At 50.2% G+C, this 22,047-nt stretch carries 26 protein-coding genes; 4 read left to right on the top strand and 22 right to left on the bottom strand.

All coding sequences use genetic code 11. From position 1 onward, the window contains the following. Nucleotides 1–71: 71 nt before the first annotated feature. The 9 genes from JSQ80_RS24600 to JSQ80_RS24575 all read right to left on the bottom strand — a co-directional run bounded on the left by JSQ80_RS24600 (nucleotide 72) and on the right by JSQ80_RS24575 (nucleotide 7,374). Nucleotides 72–998, bottom strand: coding sequence for a Gfo/Idh/MocA family protein (locus JSQ80_RS24600; RefSeq protein ID WP_206097098.1), 927 nt, complete (start codon nucleotides 996–998; stop codon nucleotides 72–74). Between the two features lie 156 nt (nucleotides 999–1,154). Then, entirely contained in the window at nucleotides 1,155–1,271 is a 117-nt protein-coding gene (locus JSQ80_RS29275; RefSeq protein ID WP_240463797.1) for a YjcZ family sporulation protein, read from the bottom strand. A 103-nt stretch (nucleotides 1,272–1,374) separates the two neighbouring features. Continuing rightward, on the bottom strand, nucleotides 1,375–2,289 hold the full coding sequence (locus JSQ80_RS24595) for a GerAB/ArcD/ProY family transporter (RefSeq protein ID WP_272491156.1): 915 nt from the start codon (nucleotides 2,287–2,289) through the stop codon (nucleotides 1,375–1,377). 1 nt (nucleotide 2,290) lies between these two features. Further along, a complete protein-coding gene (locus JSQ80_RS29585; RefSeq protein ID WP_272491155.1) occupies nucleotides 2,291–2,509 on the bottom strand; it encodes a GerAB/ArcD/ProY family transporter in 219 nt (72 codons plus the stop codon). Between the two features lie 26 nt (nucleotides 2,510–2,535). Further along, a complete protein-coding gene (locus JSQ80_RS24590; protein WP_206097097.1) occupies nucleotides 2,536–2,769 on the bottom strand; it encodes a hypothetical protein in 234 nt (77 codons plus the stop codon). A gap of 224 nt (nucleotides 2,770–2,993) precedes the next feature. Further along, nucleotides 2,994–3,122, bottom strand: a complete 129-nt coding sequence (locus JSQ80_RS29270) for a cytochrome P450 (RefSeq protein WP_240463796.1) — start codon at nucleotides 3,120–3,122, stop codon at nucleotides 2,994–2,996. Further along, nucleotides 3,068–3,586: a cytochrome P450 family protein gene (locus JSQ80_RS24585; protein ID WP_240463795.1), complete on the bottom strand. Its 519-nt coding sequence runs from the start codon at nucleotides 3,584–3,586 to the stop codon at nucleotides 3,068–3,070. The genes JSQ80_RS29270 and JSQ80_RS24585 overlap by 55 nt, the downstream gene beginning before the upstream one ends. A gap of 103 nt (nucleotides 3,587–3,689) precedes the next feature. After that, the gene (locus JSQ80_RS24580; protein WP_206097096.1) at nucleotides 3,690–4,724 is read right to left on the bottom strand and encodes a glycoside hydrolase family 18 protein; all 1,035 of its coding nucleotides are present in this window, start codon (nucleotides 4,722–4,724) and stop codon (nucleotides 3,690–3,692) included. 190 nt (nucleotides 4,725–4,914) lie between these two features. Next, complete coding sequence (locus JSQ80_RS24575) at nucleotides 4,915–7,374, bottom strand: peptidoglycan-binding domain-containing protein (RefSeq protein WP_206097095.1); 2,460 nt, start codon at nucleotides 7,372–7,374, stop codon at nucleotides 4,915–4,917. 365 nt (nucleotides 7,375–7,739) lie between these two features. On the opposite strand from JSQ80_RS24575, the gene pdaA reads away from it, so the two are divergent. Then, complete coding sequence (gene pdaA / locus JSQ80_RS24570; RefSeq protein ID WP_206097094.1) at nucleotides 7,740–8,516, top strand: delta-lactam-biosynthetic de-N-acetylase; 777 nt, start codon at nucleotides 7,740–7,742, stop codon at nucleotides 8,514–8,516. 192 nt (nucleotides 8,517–8,708) lie between these two features. After that, nucleotides 8,709–9,623: a DMT family transporter gene (locus JSQ80_RS24565; protein WP_206097093.1), complete on the top strand. Its 915-nt coding sequence runs from the start codon at nucleotides 8,709–8,711 to the stop codon at nucleotides 9,621–9,623. 123 nt (nucleotides 9,624–9,746) lie between these two features. Here the strand turns inward: JSQ80_RS24565 and JSQ80_RS29855 are convergent, their stop codons facing one another. The 4 genes from JSQ80_RS29855 to JSQ80_RS24550 form a co-directional block, all read right to left on the bottom strand. Further along, nucleotides 9,747–10,082, bottom strand: coding sequence for a hypothetical protein (locus JSQ80_RS29855; RefSeq protein ID WP_336245816.1), 336 nt, complete (start codon nucleotides 10,080–10,082; stop codon nucleotides 9,747–9,749). 17 nt (nucleotides 10,083–10,099) lie between these two features. Continuing rightward, the gene (locus JSQ80_RS24560) at nucleotides 10,100–11,038 is read right to left on the bottom strand and encodes a Rieske (2Fe-2S) protein (RefSeq protein ID WP_336245815.1); all 939 of its coding nucleotides are present in this window, start codon (nucleotides 11,036–11,038) and stop codon (nucleotides 10,100–10,102) included. Between the two features lie 765 nt (nucleotides 11,039–11,803). Then, a complete protein-coding gene (locus tag JSQ80_RS24555; protein ID WP_206097092.1) occupies nucleotides 11,804–12,883 on the bottom strand; it encodes a lactonase family protein in 1,080 nt (359 codons plus the stop codon). A gap of 364 nt (nucleotides 12,884–13,247) precedes the next feature. Further along, nucleotides 13,248–14,165, bottom strand: a complete 918-nt coding sequence (locus JSQ80_RS24550; RefSeq protein ID WP_206097091.1) for an NAD(P)/FAD-dependent oxidoreductase — start codon at nucleotides 14,163–14,165, stop codon at nucleotides 13,248–13,250. A 156-nt stretch (nucleotides 14,166–14,321) separates the two neighbouring features. Here JSQ80_RS24550 and JSQ80_RS24545 point away from each other — a divergent pair, with 156 nt between their 5' ends. After that, nucleotides 14,322–14,618 carry a DUF5316 family protein gene (locus tag JSQ80_RS24545; protein ID WP_206097090.1) on the top strand — a complete coding sequence of 99 codons (297 nt, stop codon included), beginning with the start codon at nucleotides 14,322–14,324 and terminating at the stop codon, nucleotides 14,616–14,618. 68 nt (nucleotides 14,619–14,686) lie between these two features. Here JSQ80_RS24545 and gpmA read toward each other — a convergent pair whose 3' ends face one another. The 3 genes from gpmA to JSQ80_RS24535 all read right to left on the bottom strand — a co-directional run bounded on the left by gpmA (nucleotide 14,687) and on the right by JSQ80_RS24535 (nucleotide 16,239). After that, entirely contained in the window at nucleotides 14,687–15,418 is a 732-nt protein-coding gene (gpmA, locus tag JSQ80_RS24540) for a 2,3-diphosphoglycerate-dependent phosphoglycerate mutase (RefSeq protein WP_206097089.1), read from the bottom strand. A 64-nt stretch (nucleotides 15,419–15,482) separates the two neighbouring features. After that, the gene (locus JSQ80_RS29580) at nucleotides 15,483–15,617 is read right to left on the bottom strand and encodes a hypothetical protein (RefSeq protein WP_268601066.1); all 135 of its coding nucleotides are present in this window, start codon (nucleotides 15,615–15,617) and stop codon (nucleotides 15,483–15,485) included. A 40-nt stretch (nucleotides 15,618–15,657) separates the two neighbouring features. Continuing rightward, nucleotides 15,658–16,239 (bottom strand): SCO family protein, encoded by a 582-nt coding sequence (locus JSQ80_RS24535; protein WP_206097088.1) that lies wholly within the window; start codon nucleotides 16,237–16,239, stop codon nucleotides 15,658–15,660. A gap of 189 nt (nucleotides 16,240–16,428) precedes the next feature. On the opposite strand from JSQ80_RS24535, the gene JSQ80_RS24530 reads away from it, so the two are divergent. Beyond that, nucleotides 16,429–16,851, top strand: a complete 423-nt coding sequence (locus JSQ80_RS24530) for a FixH family protein (RefSeq protein WP_206097087.1) — start codon at nucleotides 16,429–16,431, stop codon at nucleotides 16,849–16,851. An 11-nt stretch (nucleotides 16,852–16,862) separates the two neighbouring features. On the opposite strand, the gene JSQ80_RS24525 is transcribed toward JSQ80_RS24530, so the two are convergent. From JSQ80_RS24525 to JSQ80_RS24500, 6 genes are all read right to left on the bottom strand, one after another. Then, nucleotides 16,863–17,540, bottom strand: coding sequence for a sulfite exporter TauE/SafE family protein (locus tag JSQ80_RS24525; RefSeq protein WP_206097086.1), 678 nt, complete (start codon nucleotides 17,538–17,540; stop codon nucleotides 16,863–16,865). 16 nt (nucleotides 17,541–17,556) lie between these two features. Beyond that, the gene (locus JSQ80_RS24520; RefSeq protein ID WP_206097085.1) at nucleotides 17,557–19,770 is read right to left on the bottom strand and encodes a heavy metal translocating P-type ATPase; all 2,214 of its coding nucleotides are present in this window, start codon (nucleotides 19,768–19,770) and stop codon (nucleotides 17,557–17,559) included. A gap of 120 nt (nucleotides 19,771–19,890) precedes the next feature. Further along, complete coding sequence (locus JSQ80_RS24515; protein WP_206097084.1) at nucleotides 19,891–20,478, bottom strand: YitT family protein; 588 nt, start codon at nucleotides 20,476–20,478, stop codon at nucleotides 19,891–19,893. Nucleotides 20,479–20,632: 154 nt separating this feature from the next. Further along, on the bottom strand, nucleotides 20,633–20,812 hold the full coding sequence (locus tag JSQ80_RS24510; RefSeq protein ID WP_206097083.1) for a small acid-soluble spore protein H: 180 nt from the start codon (nucleotides 20,810–20,812) through the stop codon (nucleotides 20,633–20,635). A 154-nt stretch (nucleotides 20,813–20,966) separates the two neighbouring features. Beyond that, a complete protein-coding gene (locus tag JSQ80_RS24505) occupies nucleotides 20,967–21,416 on the bottom strand; it encodes a DMT family transporter (RefSeq protein ID WP_206097082.1) in 450 nt (149 codons plus the stop codon). Between the two features lie 23 nt (nucleotides 21,417–21,439). Further along, entirely contained in the window at nucleotides 21,440–22,024 is a 585-nt protein-coding gene (locus JSQ80_RS24500) for a TetR/AcrR family transcriptional regulator (protein WP_206097081.1), read from the bottom strand. Nucleotides 22,025–22,047 lie beyond the last annotated feature (23 nt).

The following is a 22,047-nucleotide window of genomic DNA, read 5'->3' as shown; positions in this document are numbered from 1 at the left end:
AACGAGTGAATAAGCCGTGACCTAACCAGATTCCTTTCGCATTCAGGAATCTGGTTTTTACATGTCATTTTTCAAGACCAATGAATCAATTGCTCAATCAGTTGATGCGTGTCCATCACTTGATCGGCTGCGATGGCGCACTGCTTCGGATTGTCCAGCGAATGCAGGAAATGATTCACAACGCCTGCAAAGCCGCGGCGATGGCCAATCGTGTCCCAACTGCTGAACCGCTTCGTTTGCTGGCCGCTATTCCGGTCGTTCCAGACTGCAGATTCCAGATTCGTAACCTCAACTGTTCTGCCGCCTCCATGCAATTCGAGCCGTTCCATATCCGCACCGGCTCGCCGATTCATGCTGAACATCGCCATCGACCGAGAAAAAGCGACGCTTCCGGCAGCATGCAGCAGTCTTCCTTCCTGATCAAGTTCCTGCATATATGACGCAACGTCACACGGCGTCGCTCCGAACCACAGCAGAAGATCGATCATATGAATCAGATCGTCATACAATGTCTTCTCCGCCGGCATCGATTGCTGTCTGGTCCGATGCTTCTGAACGATGCATAGATCGAAGCCTCCCGCTTCTTCGATCCAGTTCCGCGCCTCTTGATACATCGGGGCAAAACGGCGATTGAATCCAACAGCCAGCAATCTGTCATGCTTGATTGCGGCTTCCGCCATCCGCTCGGAAGCATTGATATCATAAGACAACGGCTTGTCCACGTAGACGTGCACGCCTCGTTCCAGACAAGTCGTTACCACGCTCTCATGCGTTTCGGTCGGCGTATGTACGAATACGGCGTCCAGATCCTGTCGCAGCAGTTCGTTCAAATCCGTGTACCTGCCGGAAATACGGTACTGCTGCCCGATTTTCTCCACCGTAGACGGCGTTCTGCTCATGATGCCGGCGATCTCGATTCCTTCGCGCTGTCCCAATTCGGGAAGATATGCCTTCTGAGCGATATCTCCCAAACCGATAATCCCGATTCTTGTCTTCATGACGGTTCCTCCTAAGCTGATTAGAGTAACCGTAGTATAACAAATGAGAACGAAGCAAGTCGAGGCAAAGGTTATTCGCAGGTCAAGGAGGGGGCCCCTCCTCCTTGCCGCTTCGCAATCAAACGGCCATCGCACCGTGCCGTTCGTTCAAAGCCGTTAAATGAAGCCGCGCGACACAATAACCAGCAGAATAAAGAGCACCAAGATGACACCTGTTGAAGTGAAAAGGGCTCCGTAACCGCCATACCCAGCTCCGCCTACACATTCTCCCATGGTCTAATCCTCCCTTTCAGCAAGATACGTTGTATTGTATTGCTGTCACACTTGTCCTTGACTCTGTGAAATGCCTAATATGCAGATATTTGAGACGTACAGTCTATTCACTTCCCTGGGAACATGGGCCTGATGATTTCAAATTTTGCTTGTTTCGAAACGATGCGACAGCCCACAACAGCAGCGGAAGCGCAAATCCAAAGGTTGACACAAACGGCAGCCACGCCCCCCTATTATAGTCGTTGGAATGAATGATGTTGGGATGGACAATCAAGGAGAATACAACTAAAAGCATGCCCATTGGCAGCACAAGCGGCCGTTGCTCGTTCAAATGCAGCGTTTGCGTCAAACCTTTGACCGACACATAAAAATAGATGGACATTTTTAAAAAAATCGTAATGAACCACATGATGGCGACAATCACTTCAATGTGCTGCAAAAAATTGCCTATGTTGATTTTTTTGGCCAGCACATAGCTCGGGTACACTTGCCGGGCCGTAGTATCCGCACCCAGCACCATAATCGCTGATGCGATTACAGTGATTAATACGATTCCTGCGAGGATAGTACCGAGGTAGAAAGCCCTTCGCGCTTTTTGCGGTTTATTGATCGACGCGGGAAAGACCATTAAAAAGACGACGGTTGACAAAGAAAACACACTTGTAAACATATAAGTTGCCCTAATTAGCGGTTTCATCCCCGTTTCGAATATAGGCTGAATATTGCGAATCTCAATCTGAGGAGCAATATATAAGATTAAACCTAGAAATAACACAACAAAACATGGGAACAGCATTTCTGCTGTTCGAGCCAGCACTTCTATGCCTAGACGAACCCCCATAATAACGACAAGCGCGAATAATATGTTTATGGCTTGGGGCGGGGTCTCCGGCATAATTTGCGTCGTCATGAAAGTCCCCATAAAATATAGCAATTCTGATGCGGTAATCAATGCAAAGAAGACGAACAAGAGCGAAACGGTTTTGCCGATCCACTTCCCGAGCAACTTCTCGTTCATTTCAACCAAGGTTAGACCGGGAAACAAATTCCCCACAGCTATATAGCTTAACTAATAGCAAACCCAGTCCGACACCTAGAATCGCGGCAATCCAAGCATCCTGCTTTGCCACTTCTGCCAGACTGGCTGGAATGACCAATATTGTAGTCCCTACCGAATAGAGAAACACGAGAATCGTGAATTGACGCACCGAAATGTTACCATTTTCATCCGCTGGCATTTGTTTTCTCCCTTTCTCTTCATACTTCAGTCCAACAAACTGGATATCAGGCTGGTTATCGGCTTGTACACGAATGCAATCCAGTCCAGCGGATTCGGAATATTGAGCTTGAATCCTAGCGCGATGCCTAGGACCGTTCCGAGTGCAAGCAGCGTCCAAAAAGCGCGCAGTTCTTGTGTGGCTCCGTTCTTCCTCAGAGCAGGGACTTCGATAGATATGATTACGAAGACGATCAATAGTACCCCAATACTTGCCATCATGAAGTCTGCTCCTCCATTTCCTCTATGAAGGAAAAATTATGTTACCATCCATCATCCACTCTATTTCAATTATGGACGCTACTCCGCTTTTTAAACTTATTTCGAGCCAAAATCATGAAAAAAGCGCAAACGGCTTCCCATTCGCGCTTGACCATTTGATTCGTTTATCTATTGAAAAATTCCGGATGCTCAAAAACATCTTCATCATGATTGGCCGATCCAATTCACAGTTTTACGTTTTGTCCTTTGTGAAATGTGAATCCATCCAGCTCGGTAGCGCGCTTAACCTGCCGATTCATCATTTGTACGGGAGAGCAGTAGCGCAGTACTTCTTCAATAGCGTTCGCAAGCAATGAGCGATCTTGATGAATGTCGTGCCAAGCGTCCCTGCGGCTGTCAAAGCAGAGCACGCCGAAGACAACAAGTTCGTCGTCGTCTCGTTCCCGGCCACGTGCAGCAGAATACAGAAACTAATCAATTGTACCGGCTGCAACGGTTCCCCATCCGCTGTCGCCTGGACAAGCCTGCTGATGAGATCGTCCTGCGGATCGCGGCGGCGCTCCTCGGCAATGTGCGTAAAGTATGAGGTCATTTCCCTTTGACACCAGACATAGCGCTCATAATCATTCCCCACCAATGCGTCAGACCACTCCTTGAACCGGTCCTGATCTTGCGCAGGGATGCCCATCATATCCGCAATGACGATAAGAAAGCCGATATATTCCCGGTGTATCTGTTGAATCTTCTCCTGCACCTCGTCCTCGAGGCTGCTCGACAACCCGTATGATGCGTTTAATTTGATCCTCCAGGGCGACATCCTTTTTCAAATCCGAGCGGATTTTGTCAACATAAGAATCGCACAACAAAAAGACCGTCAACTGCGACTCTGCAGCCAACGGCCTTGCCAAAACCATATATTGCTATTTGAGTCCTGTGTACAATGCGCTTAGGAGATTCCCGGTTCTGTCACAGCTATACTCCCAGAACATAATGCCTGCGATGTGATGCTCTTTGATGTATTCACATTTGCACGTCAAAGATTGTTCGTCATCATAGGTTATAAAGGTGCTGCCGTCGTATAAATAAGGAGCCTTCGCTTCGTCATCCCAATAACGGATAAAGCCGTTGCGGTTGATGTACTCCGCCGCGAGTGCCGAATAGTCAGGACCGTAGCCGCCTGAGGCTGGAGTCATTTGCAGGTAGCCATCATTCTCCTTCGGCACATCCTTCCACATTCTCGAATAGAAGGCGGCGCCGATAACAATCTTCTCACGTGGAACTCCTGCCTTCGTGAAGAGACGAACAGATGCATCTACACTGATTCGGAACAAGTCTCCCGTGGACGTGAACAGATTCGTATGATGACCCGTGAGCGTCTGGAATCCGCCGCGCATATCATACGTCATCAGTTGGATGAAGTCCAAATATTGTTGAACCTTATCCATTTCCGTTCCATCCACATAATATTGATCGGCACCCGCTGCAATCGTGAGCAGGTAATGACGTCCGTCAGCTTGTCCCTGCCGGTCGATCTCCTCTCTCAACTCCTTCAGAAGCAGCGTAAAGTTAGTCTTGTCGTCAGGACTGGACTTGATTCCCGCTTCTGAATAGCATGGATATTCCCAATCCAGATCAATGCCGTCAAATGGATGCGCGCGCAGTATTTCAACAGCCGATTCTGCGAATTGGCGGCGTCCTTCCGCCGTTGAAGCGGCTTCCGAGAAACCGCCGGCGCTCCAGCCCCCAACAGACAACAGGATTTGCAGCTCGGGATTGTATTCCTTCAGCTTGGGTAAGGAAGCGAGATTTTGCAAATGGCCGATCGTAATTTTGTCATTTTTCACATGACCGAAGGCTACGTTTAAATGGGTCAATCTTGCCGCGTCAACTGGCGTAACTTGAGGAAGGATGCTGTCTCCTGCATAGCCTGCCAATATGTAATTCATTGTTTTCATCTGTCATCACCTTTTCAATAGAGTTATCGATATCAGCATGCACAATAACTGCTTTTTCGAAGGCACTCATCTTAGTCTCAGCTCTCAGAGACATTATAGCATCTGAATCGCCTATTTCATATGCTCTCTCGCAGACAAAAAAAGGCAGCAGTTCCCTGCTGCCTTGATCAGTCCCTATTATGAGAAACCATCAATATTTAAAGTAATTTATGGCAGAATTCTTGCTGGAGGCGTGTTCGCAAAGCAGTGACATATCCGTTCCCGTCGTGTGCTGTATGGAGCTGAGCACTTCTTTTACAGTATTGAAATATGGCGCGTAAATATGGCTGATAATCGAATAATCGAATGAGGCCGGCGCTGAACTCCACAAATCGTATTCGTCGTGATTGTAGATAAGCATATTTCCGAAATGATAGGACACAAGCTCGCTGTCGCCAATAAATACTTTATTGTCTTGTACGCCGACAGAGTAGTGATTGTTCAGTATGACATTCCAAGGAGCCGCATTTATTCCTTTATGCTCAATTAATTTAATGTTTTGGAAAATGTGCGGTATATATTCCAAATATCTTTGATCCCTGTACGTTTGATCATGCGCATCGTAATTCTCGCCGCACTTTTCGATGCATTTATCCTTCCACCACTTCAAAATCGTAACGCTGTTCTCTTCGCGCTTGAATCCAACGAGACTGCTTTGGAACAATCCCTGTACCTGTTCATGCTCATAATTGCCTCTTTGCTTGCATAAGAAGATGGAATACTTCCACCATTCGTCTAATATCGGCTTCGGATCGGCGAAGAAATATACATCCGGGTCGCAACAGATAATGTGGTCAATCTCCTTAAAACGCTCTAAAACAGTAAGACATAATGGCGCTTTTAGAGTCCACTTGTATTCGTTTAGATTACGCGAACTTTTTACTCTTAGCAGTTCTTCATTTTCAATTTCCTTCATCGGGATTAAGGTTGCATTTCCCAGATTCATTCTGCTTAATACGTGATAACTGAGATCATCCATGCAGCAAATCCAATGATGAAAATTTTCGATTTTGTTTTTCAGTGAACGATTCAGCGCCAATCCTTTAATCAGGCTATCCTGATTGACGACTGTTGCGAAGTTAAAGAATTGATCCCACTGATCCATCCTTCTTCGGAATGCGGAATATTTATAATACGTTTTTGCTTTTGCCGGATCCTCCTGAATGAAAGCTTGACTTAACGCATAACCGTCATTCGCTTTGACAGATGCGATGATCTCCCTTATTTTATCGAGATACGGCACATAAATTTCATTTTTAATGACTTTTCCGATCGTAATTTCACCAATCGACCATAGATCGAATTCATTCTCGTTATAGATGCTTATGCAGGCAAAATGATAGGCGACAAGCTTGTTATTTTCAATATACAACTCATTGTTTTGCCGGTAAATTCTGAAATCATTGTTATATACGCAATTCCATGGAGCCGCGTTGACTCCCAAATTATCCGATATTTTAATGTTTGGAAAATAGTTGGGCACATCATCCAAATACTTCTGGTCTCCGAATTTTCCGCCCTCCGCCCTGTGGTAGCACCACTCCAGACATCTTTCTTTCCACCATCTCAGACTTTCGAGCCCGTAATTATCATTTTTGAACCCGATAATGCCGGCTTGGTATCTTCCATACAATTGTTCTACCCACTCGACATCCCTTTGCCGGCACATAAATACGGAATGGTTTCCCCACTCGTCGAAAATGGGCTTCGGATCCGAGAAAAAGTAAATATCCCCGTCGCAGTATATCACTGAATCGATTCCGAAATGGGTCAGACAAAACTCGATCAGAGGAGCTTTCAGCGTCCAGCAATATTCATTCATCTTCCGATCGCTTTTGGCATAACGGAGGCGATCGTCTTCGAGGACCTCCACTTTAATGAGAACGGCGTTTTTCAAGTTCATTTTCGCTAACATGGAAAATGCGGTCGGATCCATGCAGCATATGAACAGATTGAAGCTGCTGGACTGCCTTGTCAAGGAATCATGCAGCGCTGCTGCTTTCAAGACATACTCCTTGCCCGCAATGATGCAAAAATTGTAATAGTCCGTTCTTGCGATGGTTCCGCTGATTGCCCCTTCTTGCACGAGAGCAGCAATGTTGATCTCCCGATAAGGTGGATGGGCAACCGGTTGGCTGCTCCATTCGGGAGCGGGCTGATGCGCTTCAGGCTGGCTGCTCCATTCGGGAGCGGGTTGATGCGCTTCAGGCTGGCTGCTCCACTCCGGAGCGGGTTGATGCGCTTCAGGCTGGCTGCTCCACTCCGGAGCGGGTTGATGCGCTTCAGGCTGGCTGCTCCACTCCGGAGCAGGTTGATGCGCAGTTGGCGGCTCCTGGGGGGCAGTCGGAACAATGGCTCTTGGAACAAATGACAGAGGCTGGCCGATTCGGGAATTATATTCGGCTACAGCGTATCGCAAATGCTCGAACGTTCCATTGTCGATAATCCCGGTTGACGGTATGCTGCGCTCCATCTGAAACTTCATTACGGCCCGCTGGGTATACCTGTCGTATTCACCATTCACTTCCACATAATACCCTAATCGGCTAAGCATTTGTTCAGATTCCAGCACCTCGGGTCCGGCACTCCCGAGTGACAAGTGTAATTCCATCGTAATAACCCCTTTCACGGCAGGACAGCTTTTATGAACCTTTTCCCGACGCACTGCATTTGCAGTTGTCGGCCGGATATCAGCCATCTTCTCGTATCTTCACCATTGTATGATTGGGCGATGTCTTTGTGCATCAGGCATTTAAACAAATGGCCGACCGTGATTTTAGGGTTTCAACACTACCTTGATCCAATCATCGTTCTCGGCATTTTATTCGGATCGGCATACTTTTATCTTGTTGGTTGTTCAGCAGCAGCGAGGCGTCGCTTGGTGACGGATGTTATGCCGGCCTCGTATAAAATGGAGCAAACAAGAAATAGTAAACGATAGAATAAAAAACGATTGAAGTAAGGAGCTACAACCAAATGAAACGATATGTTATCTCGTCCCTGCTCGTCGTCATGTTGGCGATGACAGTCGGCTTTTCGGCGTATGCCTATGAGAACCATGCTTATCATTTCGGATTTAAACGAAGCCAGAACGGCCAGCTTCCTTCGATTGATCAGGAAGGCTTCAAACCTATTATCGATAAGTACGGTGCGATATTTTTAGGCGATACCGGTAAAAAGGTGCTATATCTCACGTTCGACAACGGCTATGAAAACGGATTGACGGAGCAGATTCTGAACACATTAAAGGACAAAAAAGTGCCTGCGGCTTTTTTCGTGACGGGACACTACGTGAAGAGCCAACCAGAGCTTCTGAAACGAATGGCCGCCGAGGGACATATCATCGGCAACCATTCATGGAGTCATCCCGATATGACACGAATTTCCAACGCTCAATTGAAGGAAGAGCTGGACAAGGTAAAAGTTGAAGTCGAGCAAGTCACAGGTCAGAAGCAAATGCCCTACCTTCGCCCGCCCCGCGGCATCTTCAGCGAGCGAACGTTGGCATTGACGCGCGACATGGGTTATACGAATGTATTCTGGTCTCTGGCCTACAAGGATTGGGATGTGAATGCGCAGAAGGGCGCGCGTTACGCGTACGATAAGGTAATGAGTCAGCTTCATCCCGGCGCCGTAATGCTCCTCCATTCGATTTCGAAGGATAACGCCGATGCCCTGGGCAGCATTATCGACGGCGCCAGGAAACAAGGCTATGAATTCATAGCACTGGATCAGCTGCCGCAGCCGAAGTGATTCCCTTCGCATATATGACGGTGCATGAATGATGGACCGACCTGCATCACGAACAGAAGGAGTGCTCAATTAACGGGGCTCCTTCTTCTGTACATTCACATAAATCTATAATTCCAACTTCATCGGAATTGTTATATACTATTTGTTTAGTGCTACGAACCATTCTTATACATATCGAGGTGTCCGTCAGAAATGTCATCACGAAAATCATCGCACTTATATGCCCTGTTAGTTATCGGCATGATCGCTATCTCGTTCTCCGCCATTCTTGTCAAATGGTCGGCCGCGCCCGCTCCGGTTATCGGCATGTACCGCTTGCTGCTGACCAATCTTCTTCTGCTCCCGTGGGTATGGTCATACCGGGCGGAATGGCGCTCGATACAACGCAGGGATTGGTTCCGGTTGATGATGTCCGGCTTCTTTCTGGGGCTGCATTTTCTCCTCTGGATGGAATCGCTGCGTCATACGACGGTAGCCAGCTCCACGGCTCTGCTGACGCTGGAGCCGATTCTCGTCATGGCCGGTTCCTTCTGGCTATTCAAACAGCGAACGACGACGCGGGCTATATTCGGAGTTGCCGTCTCTCTCTTTGGGGTCATCCTTATCGGTTGGGGAGATTTGAAAATGTCCGGGCAGGCGCTCTATGGAGACCTGTTGTCTGTACTGGGCACCATCGCCGTAGTCGCGCATATGCTGCTCGGTCAAGACTTGCGGCAACGTGTCTCTTCTTATGCATACAACTTTACCGTATTTCTCGTAGCGGGAGCTTGTCTTGCCGCGTATAACCTCAGTGCAGGTTATGCAATGACCGGATACGGGGCACAGGAATGGGTGCTGTTCAGCGCAATGGCGATTATCCCTACTGTGTTAGGGCATATGCTGTTCAACTGGCTGCTCAAGTACATGAATGCCACTTCCATCTCGATGGCGGTGCTCGGTGAACCGGTAGGCGCCAGCATACTCGCATGGGTGCTGTTGGGTGAAGCCATGAACCCGTTGCAAATGGCAGCTTGCCTGCTTCTTATATTCGGTGTGTGGCTATTCCTCGTGAACGATCGCAAGGCTCCGCACAGAGAGCCAGTCACAGTCGACGTCGGCGCCGCGTAACCATTTCTCCAGCACAAAGCAGAGCCCGGAGTTTGCGGGCTCTGCTTTTTCATTTACTTATTGTTGGCGTTCCCCACCCATTGCCCAAATTAGACGATGTTAAATGGCTCAGACTTGAAGGGGCTATTCGTCTTTGAACAGCCGCTCTCCGCGCTGCAATCTCCATGCAATGCGCGCAATATGCGACTGCTCGTGGGCGGTCGGAGCATGTGCGGCCAAATAGCGGGTCGTCGCCAGTATCATTGTTCTCTTTGCCTGATTCGCAAACGTTCCTGATATATTCGACCAATGATCATATTCTTGGATGGCGGCTTCGATCATCTGGAAGGAGTGGAACTCTGCATCCTCTCGCAGTAACGAGTGGCCCAGCGTATTGAATAGCGGTTCGGCATCGCCGCCTTGATCGAGGTAATGCGCCACCCAGTTGGCAGCTTCCGCCACTCGCTGACGCTGGTCCATTAGCTCCAGCAGCTCGTTTAGATCGGTCGTGTAGCCATAGCTGCCGTACTTCTCGGGTGTCGGCGGTGATGCGGCTGGAATGTTGAGGAAGCGGTCGAGATATATACTGACTCCTGCATAGTATATTGCGCGAATCGCAAGATCGTTGGCGCCGCGAAGCAAGCTTTCATGCACGGCATGGGCATGTGTAAACGTATGCAGAACCGCGATCCAGTCTCCAAAATCATTTTGGGTATGGAAGCGGTTGATTCGCGCTCCGCCCCTTGCGTATCGTGAACTTCAATACATTGACGATACCAAGTCGTCAGCCTGTCAATTGAGACATCATCGTTCGGAAGCGCTTGCATGAGGAATTTGGGCGGCCGTCCCGAACAATCGGCAGCTACGCGGGTGAGACCGTGATAGAGTGCCAATATGCGGTTGTAGTGATCAAGCTTCGGCAAAATGTTGACCATAGCCGCTAGAATAGTCAATCCTGAGCCCCATCCGCCCGACCGGTAAGTCGTTCCATATTCCAATCCGACGCGGGCGATCTGTACATCGGGGACGCCTGCTTCAACCAAGGCGACGACAGACTTGGCGATGACCAGCGACAAATTCTGCTCCAGCCCTTCATGCAGCCGCTGGAAGTGTCTTTCGGCATCGCCTTTGCTCGCCTGCTTCGGATTGACATAGATTTCTCCCGCTTCCAGCTTGACTGGATAAGTTGACACATCGTCAGCCCAAGGATCCAACGTCCCTCCACTGCATACATCAAAGCGGGCATGATGCCAATGACATGTAAGGATGCCGTCACACAGGCTGCCCATATGGAGCGGGAACCCCATATGCGGGCAGCGGTTATCAACCGCATATACTTTCTCCTCATGGTAAAATACGGCGATTCCGCCTTTAATGACCTTCGCGCCTTCCTCCTTTAACTCTTCCAATGCACCTGCATGAACCCAGTTCGTCAAATCAGTCCTCCTCTGGTCTCTTTCCCAACATAGAATAATTATAATAAAATACTTCCTATAATCTAATACTATACGTTTTTGTTTCAAAAGTGAACACTTCAGCATCGCGAAGCATAGCAGCCAATCAAAAATATTTTTGCAATGTCTGAGATCCAAATCAAAAGCGGAAAGACATCTTCGCTTTAAAACAGACGCTCCAACTGCAATTATGCATTTGCTTGACTCTATTACTCGCTTTTCATAGAGCTGAACTGCAAAAGTGCAGTTCAATTTCGTATAATCATATAAATAAAGGTAAAACCTTCAGTTTGAACTGCATATTTGCATTTCAGGGGCCGAAAAAGCCGGGTTTTCGTAAAAATAACTGCACAATTGAGCTTCGCCAGGTCTCTCCAGCGGACCCCCTCCCTCTTCTCTCACCTGTCTGAATGATGGGGAGAGCGGACCAAAGAGCCGCCTGAATACACCTATTTCTCGAAGGGTGTATCGACTCAGACTCACCTTGTCCCTTCGCAAAGACAGGACTGAACTGGTTTGCGGATGAAAATCGTAACCGTTGCGGGCATGATACAACCCTTCGTTTCTCGCATAGATGCATTCCTCCCAAAATAAAAAAACGGACAACATATTAGTGTCCGCATAAATAGCTGAAAATCTATTCTCTTTAAAACCGGGTCATCCCCGCATCTCGCCCCAATGATTTGGCGCAACAGCGTCGTATGCGGATCCACTGCCATTCTTGTTTCTGTTCACGTACTGAATCTGTCACACCGTAAATATAACCGGCTTCACGCACACCGGCTTCGAGACTTGAACCGAATTGCCGGTATACTGCAGCTTGCCTGTCGCGCCGTCAACCCGGAAGATCGCAATATTGTTCGTATCGCGATTGGCGGCGATCAGGAAGCGACCTCCCGGTGTCAAGGCGAAATGACGCGGATGCTTGCCTTCCGTGGACACATGTTCCACGAGCGTTAATCGCCCGGAGTCCGAATCAATGGCGTACACGACGATGCTGTCATGCCCCCGATTCGAGCCGTACAAATACATTCCGTTCCCTGAGACCGCAATTTCCGCGCAGGAGTTGTCCCCCGTAAAGTCAGAAGGCAGCGTCGGAACGGTTTCAATTGTATGTAGATGGCCCGCTTCCGCATCATATCGGAAGGACGTAATCGTTGAATTCAGTTCGTTAATAACATAGACGAGCCTGCCGTTCGGATGAAAGGCCAAATGACGCGGGCCGGATCCCGGCTGGAGCTCCGTATCTCCGTGCCATTGCAGCACATTGCGCTCCTTATCAATCTTATAGGCGCGAATGCAATCAATGCCGAGATCCGACACGAACAAATACCGGTTGTCCGGACTAAAGAACACCGAGTGCGGATGCGGCTGATCTTGCCGCTCCGGATGGGAGCCATGGCCTTCATGCTGCTTAATATCCAGCTGATCTCCCACAAGACCGTCGGCTTGAAGCCCGACGAGCCCCACTCTGCCGCCGTGATAGCTTGCCACGACAAGGTAGCGGTCGTCCGCATCCCGCTGAATATGACAAGTCGGAGCATCGACCGCAATCGAGCGGTTCAACTCCTTCAGCTTCGCTTGAACAGGATCGATCGAATAGCATACGGCATCCCCTGTCTTCTGTCCCGCTTCCGACTGTCCTTCTGCTATGGAGTATAGCTTTGCAGCCGGCACATTCACATTTAGAAATGTCGGATTTTTCAATCCTGACACTTGATCCTGCAGCGTGAGCACACCTGTCTCTTCCTTACATTCATAGACGTATACCCCGGAATCAGTTGTATCTGCATATGAACCCACAAATACAAGCATGCGTTCAGTCATGTATTTCTTCCTCCTTGAAAGCAATCATTGCTGTAGACCTGTATTCTCTTAATGTACACTTATCCTGCAGGCAAAAGCAATCCGAATTTGCGTTTTTCCTATAAAGCAACGTTATAAGCGCTTATTAAGAGGCAGCTTCCGGCCACTAAGAGCATTGCCTTCCGTTTCACCAGATCTCTTTTCTATGAAAAGAAGGGATGACTGGGATCTGAACCGAAACAGACACGGAGAAGTTGAGCTTCGCATGAACGAAGGGGGAACCGCGAAAGTGAATTTCGCCAGACGCCAGCAGATCAAACGGCAAACTATTAGAATGGATCTGCAGCCGCTAAGCTCTCTCAGGGAAGCTGAAGCTTTCCCCTACTTAGCTTCCCCGGCGGCGGTCAAGCCACTTATGAATCCATATCGCCGCTTGCGCTCCTTCACCCATTGCAATCGTTGCCTGTTCGGAATGTACGCCAATATCGCCAATTGCCCATACTCCCGGAACATTGGTCATCTTGCTGCGAGGATCGGTCGGAATGTGCTTGTTCTCCAGCCGTTCCACCCCCAGCTCCGCAGCCAGATCCGTATGAACGGCATTGCCGCCGAAAGCGACAAATCCCCGTTCCGCCTCGATAATCCCGCCCTGCATGAGCTTGACTCCGGTCATCTCTCCATCGCCATCAACCGTGATTTCGCTCATTTGTTCATGCATGACAGGGATTCCGTTCTGATTGAGTTCACCATACAGCTCATCTTTAATTGCAGTGCGGTCATGATTGATATAAATTAATTCATTCGTCCGGCTGCGGAGCGTCAATGCCATCTCGGCACCGGTGTTGCCTGCTCCGATTATGACAGTGCGGCGGTTGCGGACCTCATAACCATCACAGTCCGGACATACGTAGAGCGTCAGGCCAAGACATTCGGGCAGTCCGGGAACTAGAGGTAGCCGATCCATGATTCCCGTGGCTAGCAGCAGCGTAGGCGCCAGATATTTCACTTTATCAACGCCACCACCGACTGTGACGTAGAAACCTTCATTCTCGCTTCCGCCTGCGGTTCCGGCTGTGCCGGCCAGAAAGTGAACACCGAGCGAGTCCGCTTGCATGCGTCCGAGCCGGCGCAGCTCATCTCCTGCAACACCGTCGGGCCAACCCAGAATGTTGCGGTACCGGCGGCATAATGTAGAGCGTCCGGTTCCCGAATCGATGACGAGCACACGATGCTCGTAGCGTCCAAGCTGTATTGCAGCCTGCAAGCCGGCAATTCCGCCGCCAATGATAATGCAATCGAACATGTGGATCTCTTCCTTCCATCGTTACCCTGCTTATTTCCATGTTATCGTGTCCCGGTGTCGTCTTCGTTATGCTTCCTCCTCTTTTTCACATTCCACTATTAACCATATGCCGGTATAATAGAGTTTCGGGAAAATAGAGAGGCTGGGGGTGACATAGTGGCGATACGGTTTATTCTCGGGCTGCTTATCGTCGTTGTTACGGCAGTTTATTGTTTAATTTGGGGGGATCCTCACCAAATGTTCATTGTGAGCGGTTCTATCGGTCTCGGCCTATGGGCGATCGCCGGCCTGCTGTCCGGCACCTTCGGCGATGCGAACAATCACCGGTTCAATTATGAATATGATACCTCGGAGGATGAACAACGCCGCCTGCGGTTGAACGTGACCCTATGGCTGCTTGGTCTGCCCAGCATCATAACAGCGCTCATTTTGTACGTCAGCGTTTACCGCTGAAGCCTGTCGTCAAGACAGCAAAAAGGAGAGCCCCCAGGGCTCTCCCGATATATTGTGACAAGACGTCACTACATATGTTTTGCCACGCTTCCTTCCGGCAACGGCCCTTCACTGCCTACATAGTAATGCTTGATTGGCTTAAGGTTGTCATCCAATTCGTATACGAGCGGCACACCTGTAGGAATGTTCAAGTTAGCGACACCGTCTGCAGGAATGTCGTCCAAATATTTGACGAGCGCCCGCAGCGTGTTCCCATGGGCAGAAATGATGACTCGCTTGCCCGCTTGCATCGAAGGCACGACCGTATCGTGCCAATATTTAAGCGCTCTTCGTTCCGTGTCCTCCAGATTTTCAGTGAGGGGGAACTCCCCTTCCTTCAATTCTTGATACTGGGGAGCGAACGCTTCATATCTCGAATCGCTCTTCTCCAAGGCAGGAGGTCTAACCTCGACTGACCTTCTCCATAGATGGACCTGTTCCTCGCCATACTTCGCCGCGGTTTCAGCCTTGTTCAGCCCTTGCAGCGCACCGTAGTGACGCTCGTTCAGCATCCAGGACTTGTGGACGGGAATCCACATTTGGTCCATTTCATGCAGCATAATCCATAACGTGCGAATCGCTCGCTTGAGCACGGAAGTATAGGCGACATCGAACGCAAAGCCGTTCTTCTTCAAGATTGCCCCTGCTTCCCGCGCTTCGCGCAGCCCCTGCTCCGATAAGTCGACGTCCGTCCATCCGGTGAACCGGTTTTCTAGATTCCACACGCTCTGGCCATGACGAATAAGCACGATTTTCGGCATATGTATCCTCCTGTCTGTCCATGCAAGATCTAGTCTGTACTCATTTCATTATAACATAGCCATTTCATTGTTTCCTCTCGCCGGCATCCATACCTTCCTCGATTTCGATGGACCAATCCGCGTTCGTATACAGCTTGCCGACGACCGAACGAATCAACGTGAGCCGTACTGGAACGTCCGTCAGGCCGTTGATGCGCAATTGATGCCAATTTCCTTGTTGATCGCATATTCAGTTATGATTAATCCAATAACGCTTGCACGTCCGCCGCAATCTTGTCATGATCCGGCTCCAAGCCATCGTATTTCGTCAATACCGTTCCCGTCTGATCGATTAAAAAAAAGGAAGTGCCGTGCGTCACCTGATCCGAATCCTCCGTCTTCAGCACAAGCGTCTTGAAGGAATCGCGGCTGAACTGCTCAATTGTCTTCTGGTCGTATCCCGTGACAAGCCGCCAGCTGCTCGTATCGGCCTTGTATTTTCCAATGTACTGCGTCAGCTTCTCCGGTGTATCCACGTGAGGATCGACGCTGAACGATACGATTTCGACATCTTGGATCCCTTTAGCTTTCAGCATGTCCTGAATTTGCGTCATGTTATAAGTCATAGGCGGACAAACGGTCGTGCAGCTTGTAAAGATGAAATCCGCCAGCCACACCTTCCCTGCCATACTGCCGATCGCAAAGGTGTTGCCGCTCTGATCCACCGCGGACAACGCGCCGACCTTCCAGTCGAAGTCATTCGGTTTTTCCTTGCCCGAACAACCTGACATCAGCACTGCCAGCAGAAGCACAATCCCTAATCCGATATGTATGTTCTTCATGTTCAGCCTCCGTTTTGCCAATCTACATTTCATTGTAACGGATTGCTGAAGCACGGCATGACTCGATCGGGCTAGTCATCTGTACAAATTTGTGACAATTCAAATTTTTGGTGATTCCTAATTCCCGATGTCATAGTATAACCGGTGGCCGGATACATATAAACAAATTCCCTTAATGGAGATACGGACATGAAGCTGAAAGCATTTATCGTCAGCGCAGCAGCTGCAGCAGTCTTGCTTCTGCTCATCGGCGCCAGTTATGCATGGAAAGACTCGATTCAATATGAAGCTGTGATGACCGTTCAGCAGGAAGATATCGTGGTGCGGACGGAAATTGCGCCATTCCCGCCACGGATGCTGGCGCCAGCGACATTAACCATCCATGTGAGCGACCACAGCGGACAACCGGTAAACAAAGCAAAGGTAACCGCCAGCCTATCGATGCCGGATATGATGTGCGGGCGGATTGAGGTTTACATAAGTGAAGCGGAACCTGGTATATACACGGGAGAGGCTGTCCCCCTTATGGCTGGAACGTGGGAAGCGCTAGTCGTCGTGCATGGCGGCGGAAGTGGTGTCGAAGCCAGCCATTCATTTGAGGCGGTACAATAAAAGGCTGATGATTACCACAGCCATGGGTACAGGTGAGGAATCCACCCATTCGCGGCCATACCCCGCAGTATCGACACCAGGCCGATGATGACCGCCAATACTTTGCCGGCTGCTGTCATGTAACCGCGCAGCCATTGGTGTATGCGGTTGGCGAACAAGGCGACGACAAGCAGGGCCGGGAACGTGCTTAATCCGAAGACGGCCATGACGGCCGCGCCGCTCCATGGGCTTCCGCTGGCGGCGGCATTCATCTGCATGGCGTAGGTCAAGCCGCATGGCATGAACCCGAACAACACCCCGCTAAGCAAGATGGTCCAACGTTCCCGGCTTCTCCGCAGCCGTGTGAGCCACCGCTCAACTGCAGCCAGCCGCAGCGGACTTAAGCGTTGGACAGGCAATGCAACTTTTCCGAATACCCACAGCATGATAAGGAGCCCGCCCATCATTCCGGATATCCCTTGGAGTCCGATCAACATCCCTGCGCCGTCGACGAACGATCCGATCATGCCCATGAACGCACCAATACACGTATACGTGAACACGCGCCCCAAATTATAAGCGGCCGCCACGGCAAGCGGCCCATGGTTGGCATTTAAGGTGAAGCCCGCCATCGCACCTCCGCACATGAGCACGCAATGCGGCGCGCTCATCAGTCCCGACAGCGCGGTCAGCAGCAAGGTTTGATTCATCTTCGCCTCCTGACGCTCATTGCGAGTGCTGCAGCCGCAGCGCGTTGCTTACGACCGATACGGAGCTTAGCGCCATCGCTGTCCCGGCCATCCATGGCTCCAACCAGCCGATGACCGCAAGCGGAATAGCAAGCACGTTGTAAATGAGAGCAAACGACAGATTTTGCTTGATGTTCGCCATCGTCTTCCGGCTGATGCGGATAGCATCCGTTAACCCGGTAAGCTGGCCGCGCACCAGATTGACATCCGCCGCCTCAACGGCGATGGCCGCGCCGGTCCCGATCGCGACGCCGATATCTGCCGCAGCCAATGCGGGAGCATCGTTGACGCCGTCCCCCACCATTGCGACCCTCTTTCCTGCCTGCTGCAGCTTCTGCAGCACCCTGACCTTATCATCTGGCAAGGAACCGGCATGCACGCTGCGAATGCCAACCTCCTTCGCAATCGTCAAGGCCGTTCGTTCCTGGTCCCCCGTCACCATGACGACGTCGATACCCCATTTGCGCAAGGCTCCAATCGCTTGGACAGACGTGGCCTTGACGCTGTCGCGAGCCGCCAACAAGCCGGCCAGCCTTCCCTGAATAGCCACATAGAGCACTGTCTTCCCCTGTGACTCGAACTTGACGGCCTCCGTCATCTCGTGTACCGGAACGCCTTCTTGGCGCAACCACCGGGCCGATCCGATGAGCACGTCCTGTTCCTCTACTGTCGCGCGAATGCCATAGCCAGGGAATGACTGAAAGCCGGAAGCGGTTGGAACCGTGAGACGCTTGCTCTCCGCTGCGGCAATAACCGCACGGGACAACGGATGCTCCGAGTGGGCTTCTGCGGCTGCCGCGTAGCGGAGCAGCGACGCCTCATCGCCGCCGTCCGCGATATAATCCGTTAATTTGGGTTTCCCTTCCGTAATCGTTCCCGTCTTGTCCAGCAGCACCGTATCTATTTGGTGGAGCATCTCGAGATGCTGACCATCCTTGAACAAAATGCCTTTCTGGGCCGCCTTCCCCGAACCGACCAGCACAGATGTGGGAGTCGCCAATCCGATGGCGCATGGGCAGGCAATGACAAGCACAGAGATGGCATGCTCCAGCGCTTCTCCGAAATCGCCCGGAGCGAACACGAAATCCCATGCCGCAAAAGTAATGACTGCAAAGCTCACCACAATCGGAACGAACAACTCCGCAATATCATCTGCATGGCGCTGAATTGATGGCTTCGTATGTTGAGCCTGCACGACCAACTGAATCATATGGGATAAAGCCGAATGACTGCCGATTTTCTCGGCTCGCACATGAAGCGTCCCATTCAGGTTGACTGTGCCGCCGATGACCGTATCCCCTCTATTCTTGTCTACAGGCTGCGATTCTCCGGTTAGCAGCGATTCATCGATCGCGGACCATCCTGAGATGACTGAGCCGTCAGCAGGTATTTTGGCTCCGGGCCTAATGACGAGCGTATCGCCGGGAACAACTTCCGTCAGCGGAACACGTTCAATCGTGCGCCCCCGCAACACCTCCGCTTCTTCAGACTGAAGAGCATGAAGCTGATCCAGCGCTTGCAACGTCCGTTTTTTCGCCATTGCTTCCAGCCATTTGCCGAGCAGGACGATGGTAATGATCATGGCGCTCGTCTCGAAATATAGCGGCGAATGCATTCCATTTGCAGCAGGATGAGGATGAAATACTACATAATGACTATACAAATAAGCCGACGATGTGCCGAGAGCGACCAAAACATCCATATTGGCGTTCTTATGCCGCAGCGCACGGTAGGCGCTTGCGTAGAAGGGCCCGCCAGCTGCAAACTGCACGATCGTCGCCATGGCGAATTGGAACCAAGGATGAAGAAACAGCCCGGGAATCCAGATGCCGGAAGTAAATTTAAAATGGGTCACCATCGTCCACAGAAGCGGTATGGTAAAGCATGCGGATAGGATAAACTGGTTGCGCAGCCGATTGCATTCGACACTAGTCGAGAATGACGTGGCAGACAGATTCGTTTCCACGCGGGCGTCGAAACCGAGACGCTTGATTTTGTCCATAATATGCTCCACCGGAGTCGTGGTGTGGTTAAACGTCACATTCCCTTTTCCCAGAGCAAAATTGACATTGATTGCATGGACTCCTTCCATTTTGCCGACGACCTTCTCGATTCGTGCCGCACATGCGGCGCATGTCATGCCAGAGATCGACAAGGACTGCCGCTCCATAATAGGCTGACGGTTGCTCATCTCTCATCTCCCCTTATCGAGTTGTTCAAACGCCTTTTGTGACCTTTTTGAACTGGACTTATAGACAAGCCTCTCAGACAGTATATGAGGAGGTTCGGATTTTAGGATAGCCCGATAGGGTTATGTCGTGTTCTTCATTACGCACAGGCTTGTCATGATGCCGCCGGCGGAAATCGCAATGAGGGAGAGCAGCAGCGTATCCGCCGAAATTAGCATGCTGCCTATTCCAATCACGATCGCATCCATGATGAAAATGACAAAGCCCGCATTGATATGAAGCACATTGGAAATGTGTTTCGCCAACAGATCAGTTCCTCCCGTGCTTGTTTCGAACCGCAGCATGATGCCTATTCCCGTTCCAATGATGAGGCCTCCGATCAAGGAGCTCATCGGTGGAGATAAGTTCACATAATAGAGAAAATGATATTGCAACGGTTCGAACAAATCGATAATAAAGGATGAAATGAACATTCCGTGCAAACTGTTGTAAAACAATTCGCGCCGGTATACCCATGCCACAGCGAAGATCGGAATGCTGCATCCGATAATGACCAACCCCACCTTCGTTCCGAACAAATAGTTCAGTATGAGCGAGATGCCAACAATTCCACCGTCGAGCACCTTGAAAGGGACAAGAAAGAATTGTATTCCTGCAGCGATTAACAAGCTCCCGAGTAGTATTGCAATTGCTTTGTGGACATACCGCACCTTAATCAACTCCGCTATAGGCATGTCTTATGTATATGCGCGTGCGGATGAAAATTGACGGAATCCAATGAACCGGCTGCCCCTTACACGGCAACAGGCGATGGGAAGCTGTCTCCCATCGCCTGCTGCAATGCCAAATGCGGCAGAACGGTCATCATTGTTCCACCAAGCTGCTTAAGGGGACCTCCCGTTCTTGCTCTGGCTGGTCCAATGGAAAAATGCGGGCCGTCTCCTGCTGCTCGTTTACGTGTTGAATATAAATCGGTGTCCCTTCACAGGTTACATCCACCATGTCCGGCGAAGCCGCAATCTCCATAGCTCGCTGCTTATTCATGCTTGATACCTCCCTCTAGACTGTACGTTAGTAATGTTATCGGGAGGGAGTCAACTTATTCTTATTTCAGAGCCCCATTGTTGAAATCCGTATGCCCAATACAAATGAATCCAACATCTGCAATCCAGAAAAACACTCTCATCCATCGCATCGGCTATTCCCTGCTCTCTGCGATTTGGACATCGCGAGTTAAAGCGGGATCGGCAGAATTCGCAACAAGCGGCTTCATCCGCTTCTCCTGTTCAGAGCCTTGCATAGCCCGGCTATCATTCTCTTGACTCTCATGCGCTCCGCCGCCGATGTTCAAGCCGATAACGCCGAGAATAATTAGGATGATCGATGCGATCTTCAAGAAGGTCAGTTCCTCTTGAAAATACATATAGCCGATAACTGCGATGGCCGCCGTACCGACACCAGACCAAATGGCGTATGCGATACTAACGTTGATTTGCTTGAGCGAAAAATTCAAGCTGGTGAAAGCCAACAAATAAAAAACGATCATGAGTGCCGACGGCAGCAGCCGCGTAAAGCCCTGCGAGAGCTTCATCGATACCGTCCCAGCTATTTCCAGAACGATAGCGCCAAGTAAAAAGAGCCAATGCATTGTTGTCACTTCCTTCTATCAGATTACCTTGTATCATTCGAATTCTCTTGGGAGGCAGACAAGCCGAGTGTCACCATCTCCGCCATCGTTTCGACCGCCTGCTGCAATGTGCAGGACGAGCGCATTAAGAAGTCGGGGTCGAATATGGCCGCCGAGGCGCCTATCATCATTTGCAGCACGCTAGGCACATTCACGGGACGGATGTCACCGGCTGCTATCCCTTTTTCGAGAATGTTCTTCACGGTCCCCCACCCCCATTCTTCTAGCAAAAAATTGTTGATTTTGTTCCATTCTTTCGGGGCGACACGCTTCATCTCCGCTAGCAGCCGCCTGTCACTCAGCTTCAGACCGCTCGGGACGATGGAAAGCACCTGCTTTAGTTTTTCGAGCCAAGTTAAGCTATCGTTCTCATATATTCCTTTTTCGATTTGAATGACCTCTGCGATGGATTCGTCGACGATCGCCCCAATTAAATCCTCCTTAGACGAGAAGTGCTCATAGATGGTTCGTTTGCTAGTGCCTAGTTCACTTGCCAGATCACTCATCGTGAATTTGAGACCATGCAATGTCATCAAATCCAGGGCTGCTTGCATGAGACGCTCTTTCATAATTCCCCCTCCTCAATAATAAC

The organism is Paenibacillus apiarius (assembly GCF_017052585.1).
GTDB lineage: Bacteria > Bacillota > Bacilli > Paenibacillales > Paenibacillaceae > Paenibacillus_B > Paenibacillus_B apiarius.
This window is presented reverse-complemented; position numbering and strand designations above follow the sequence as displayed.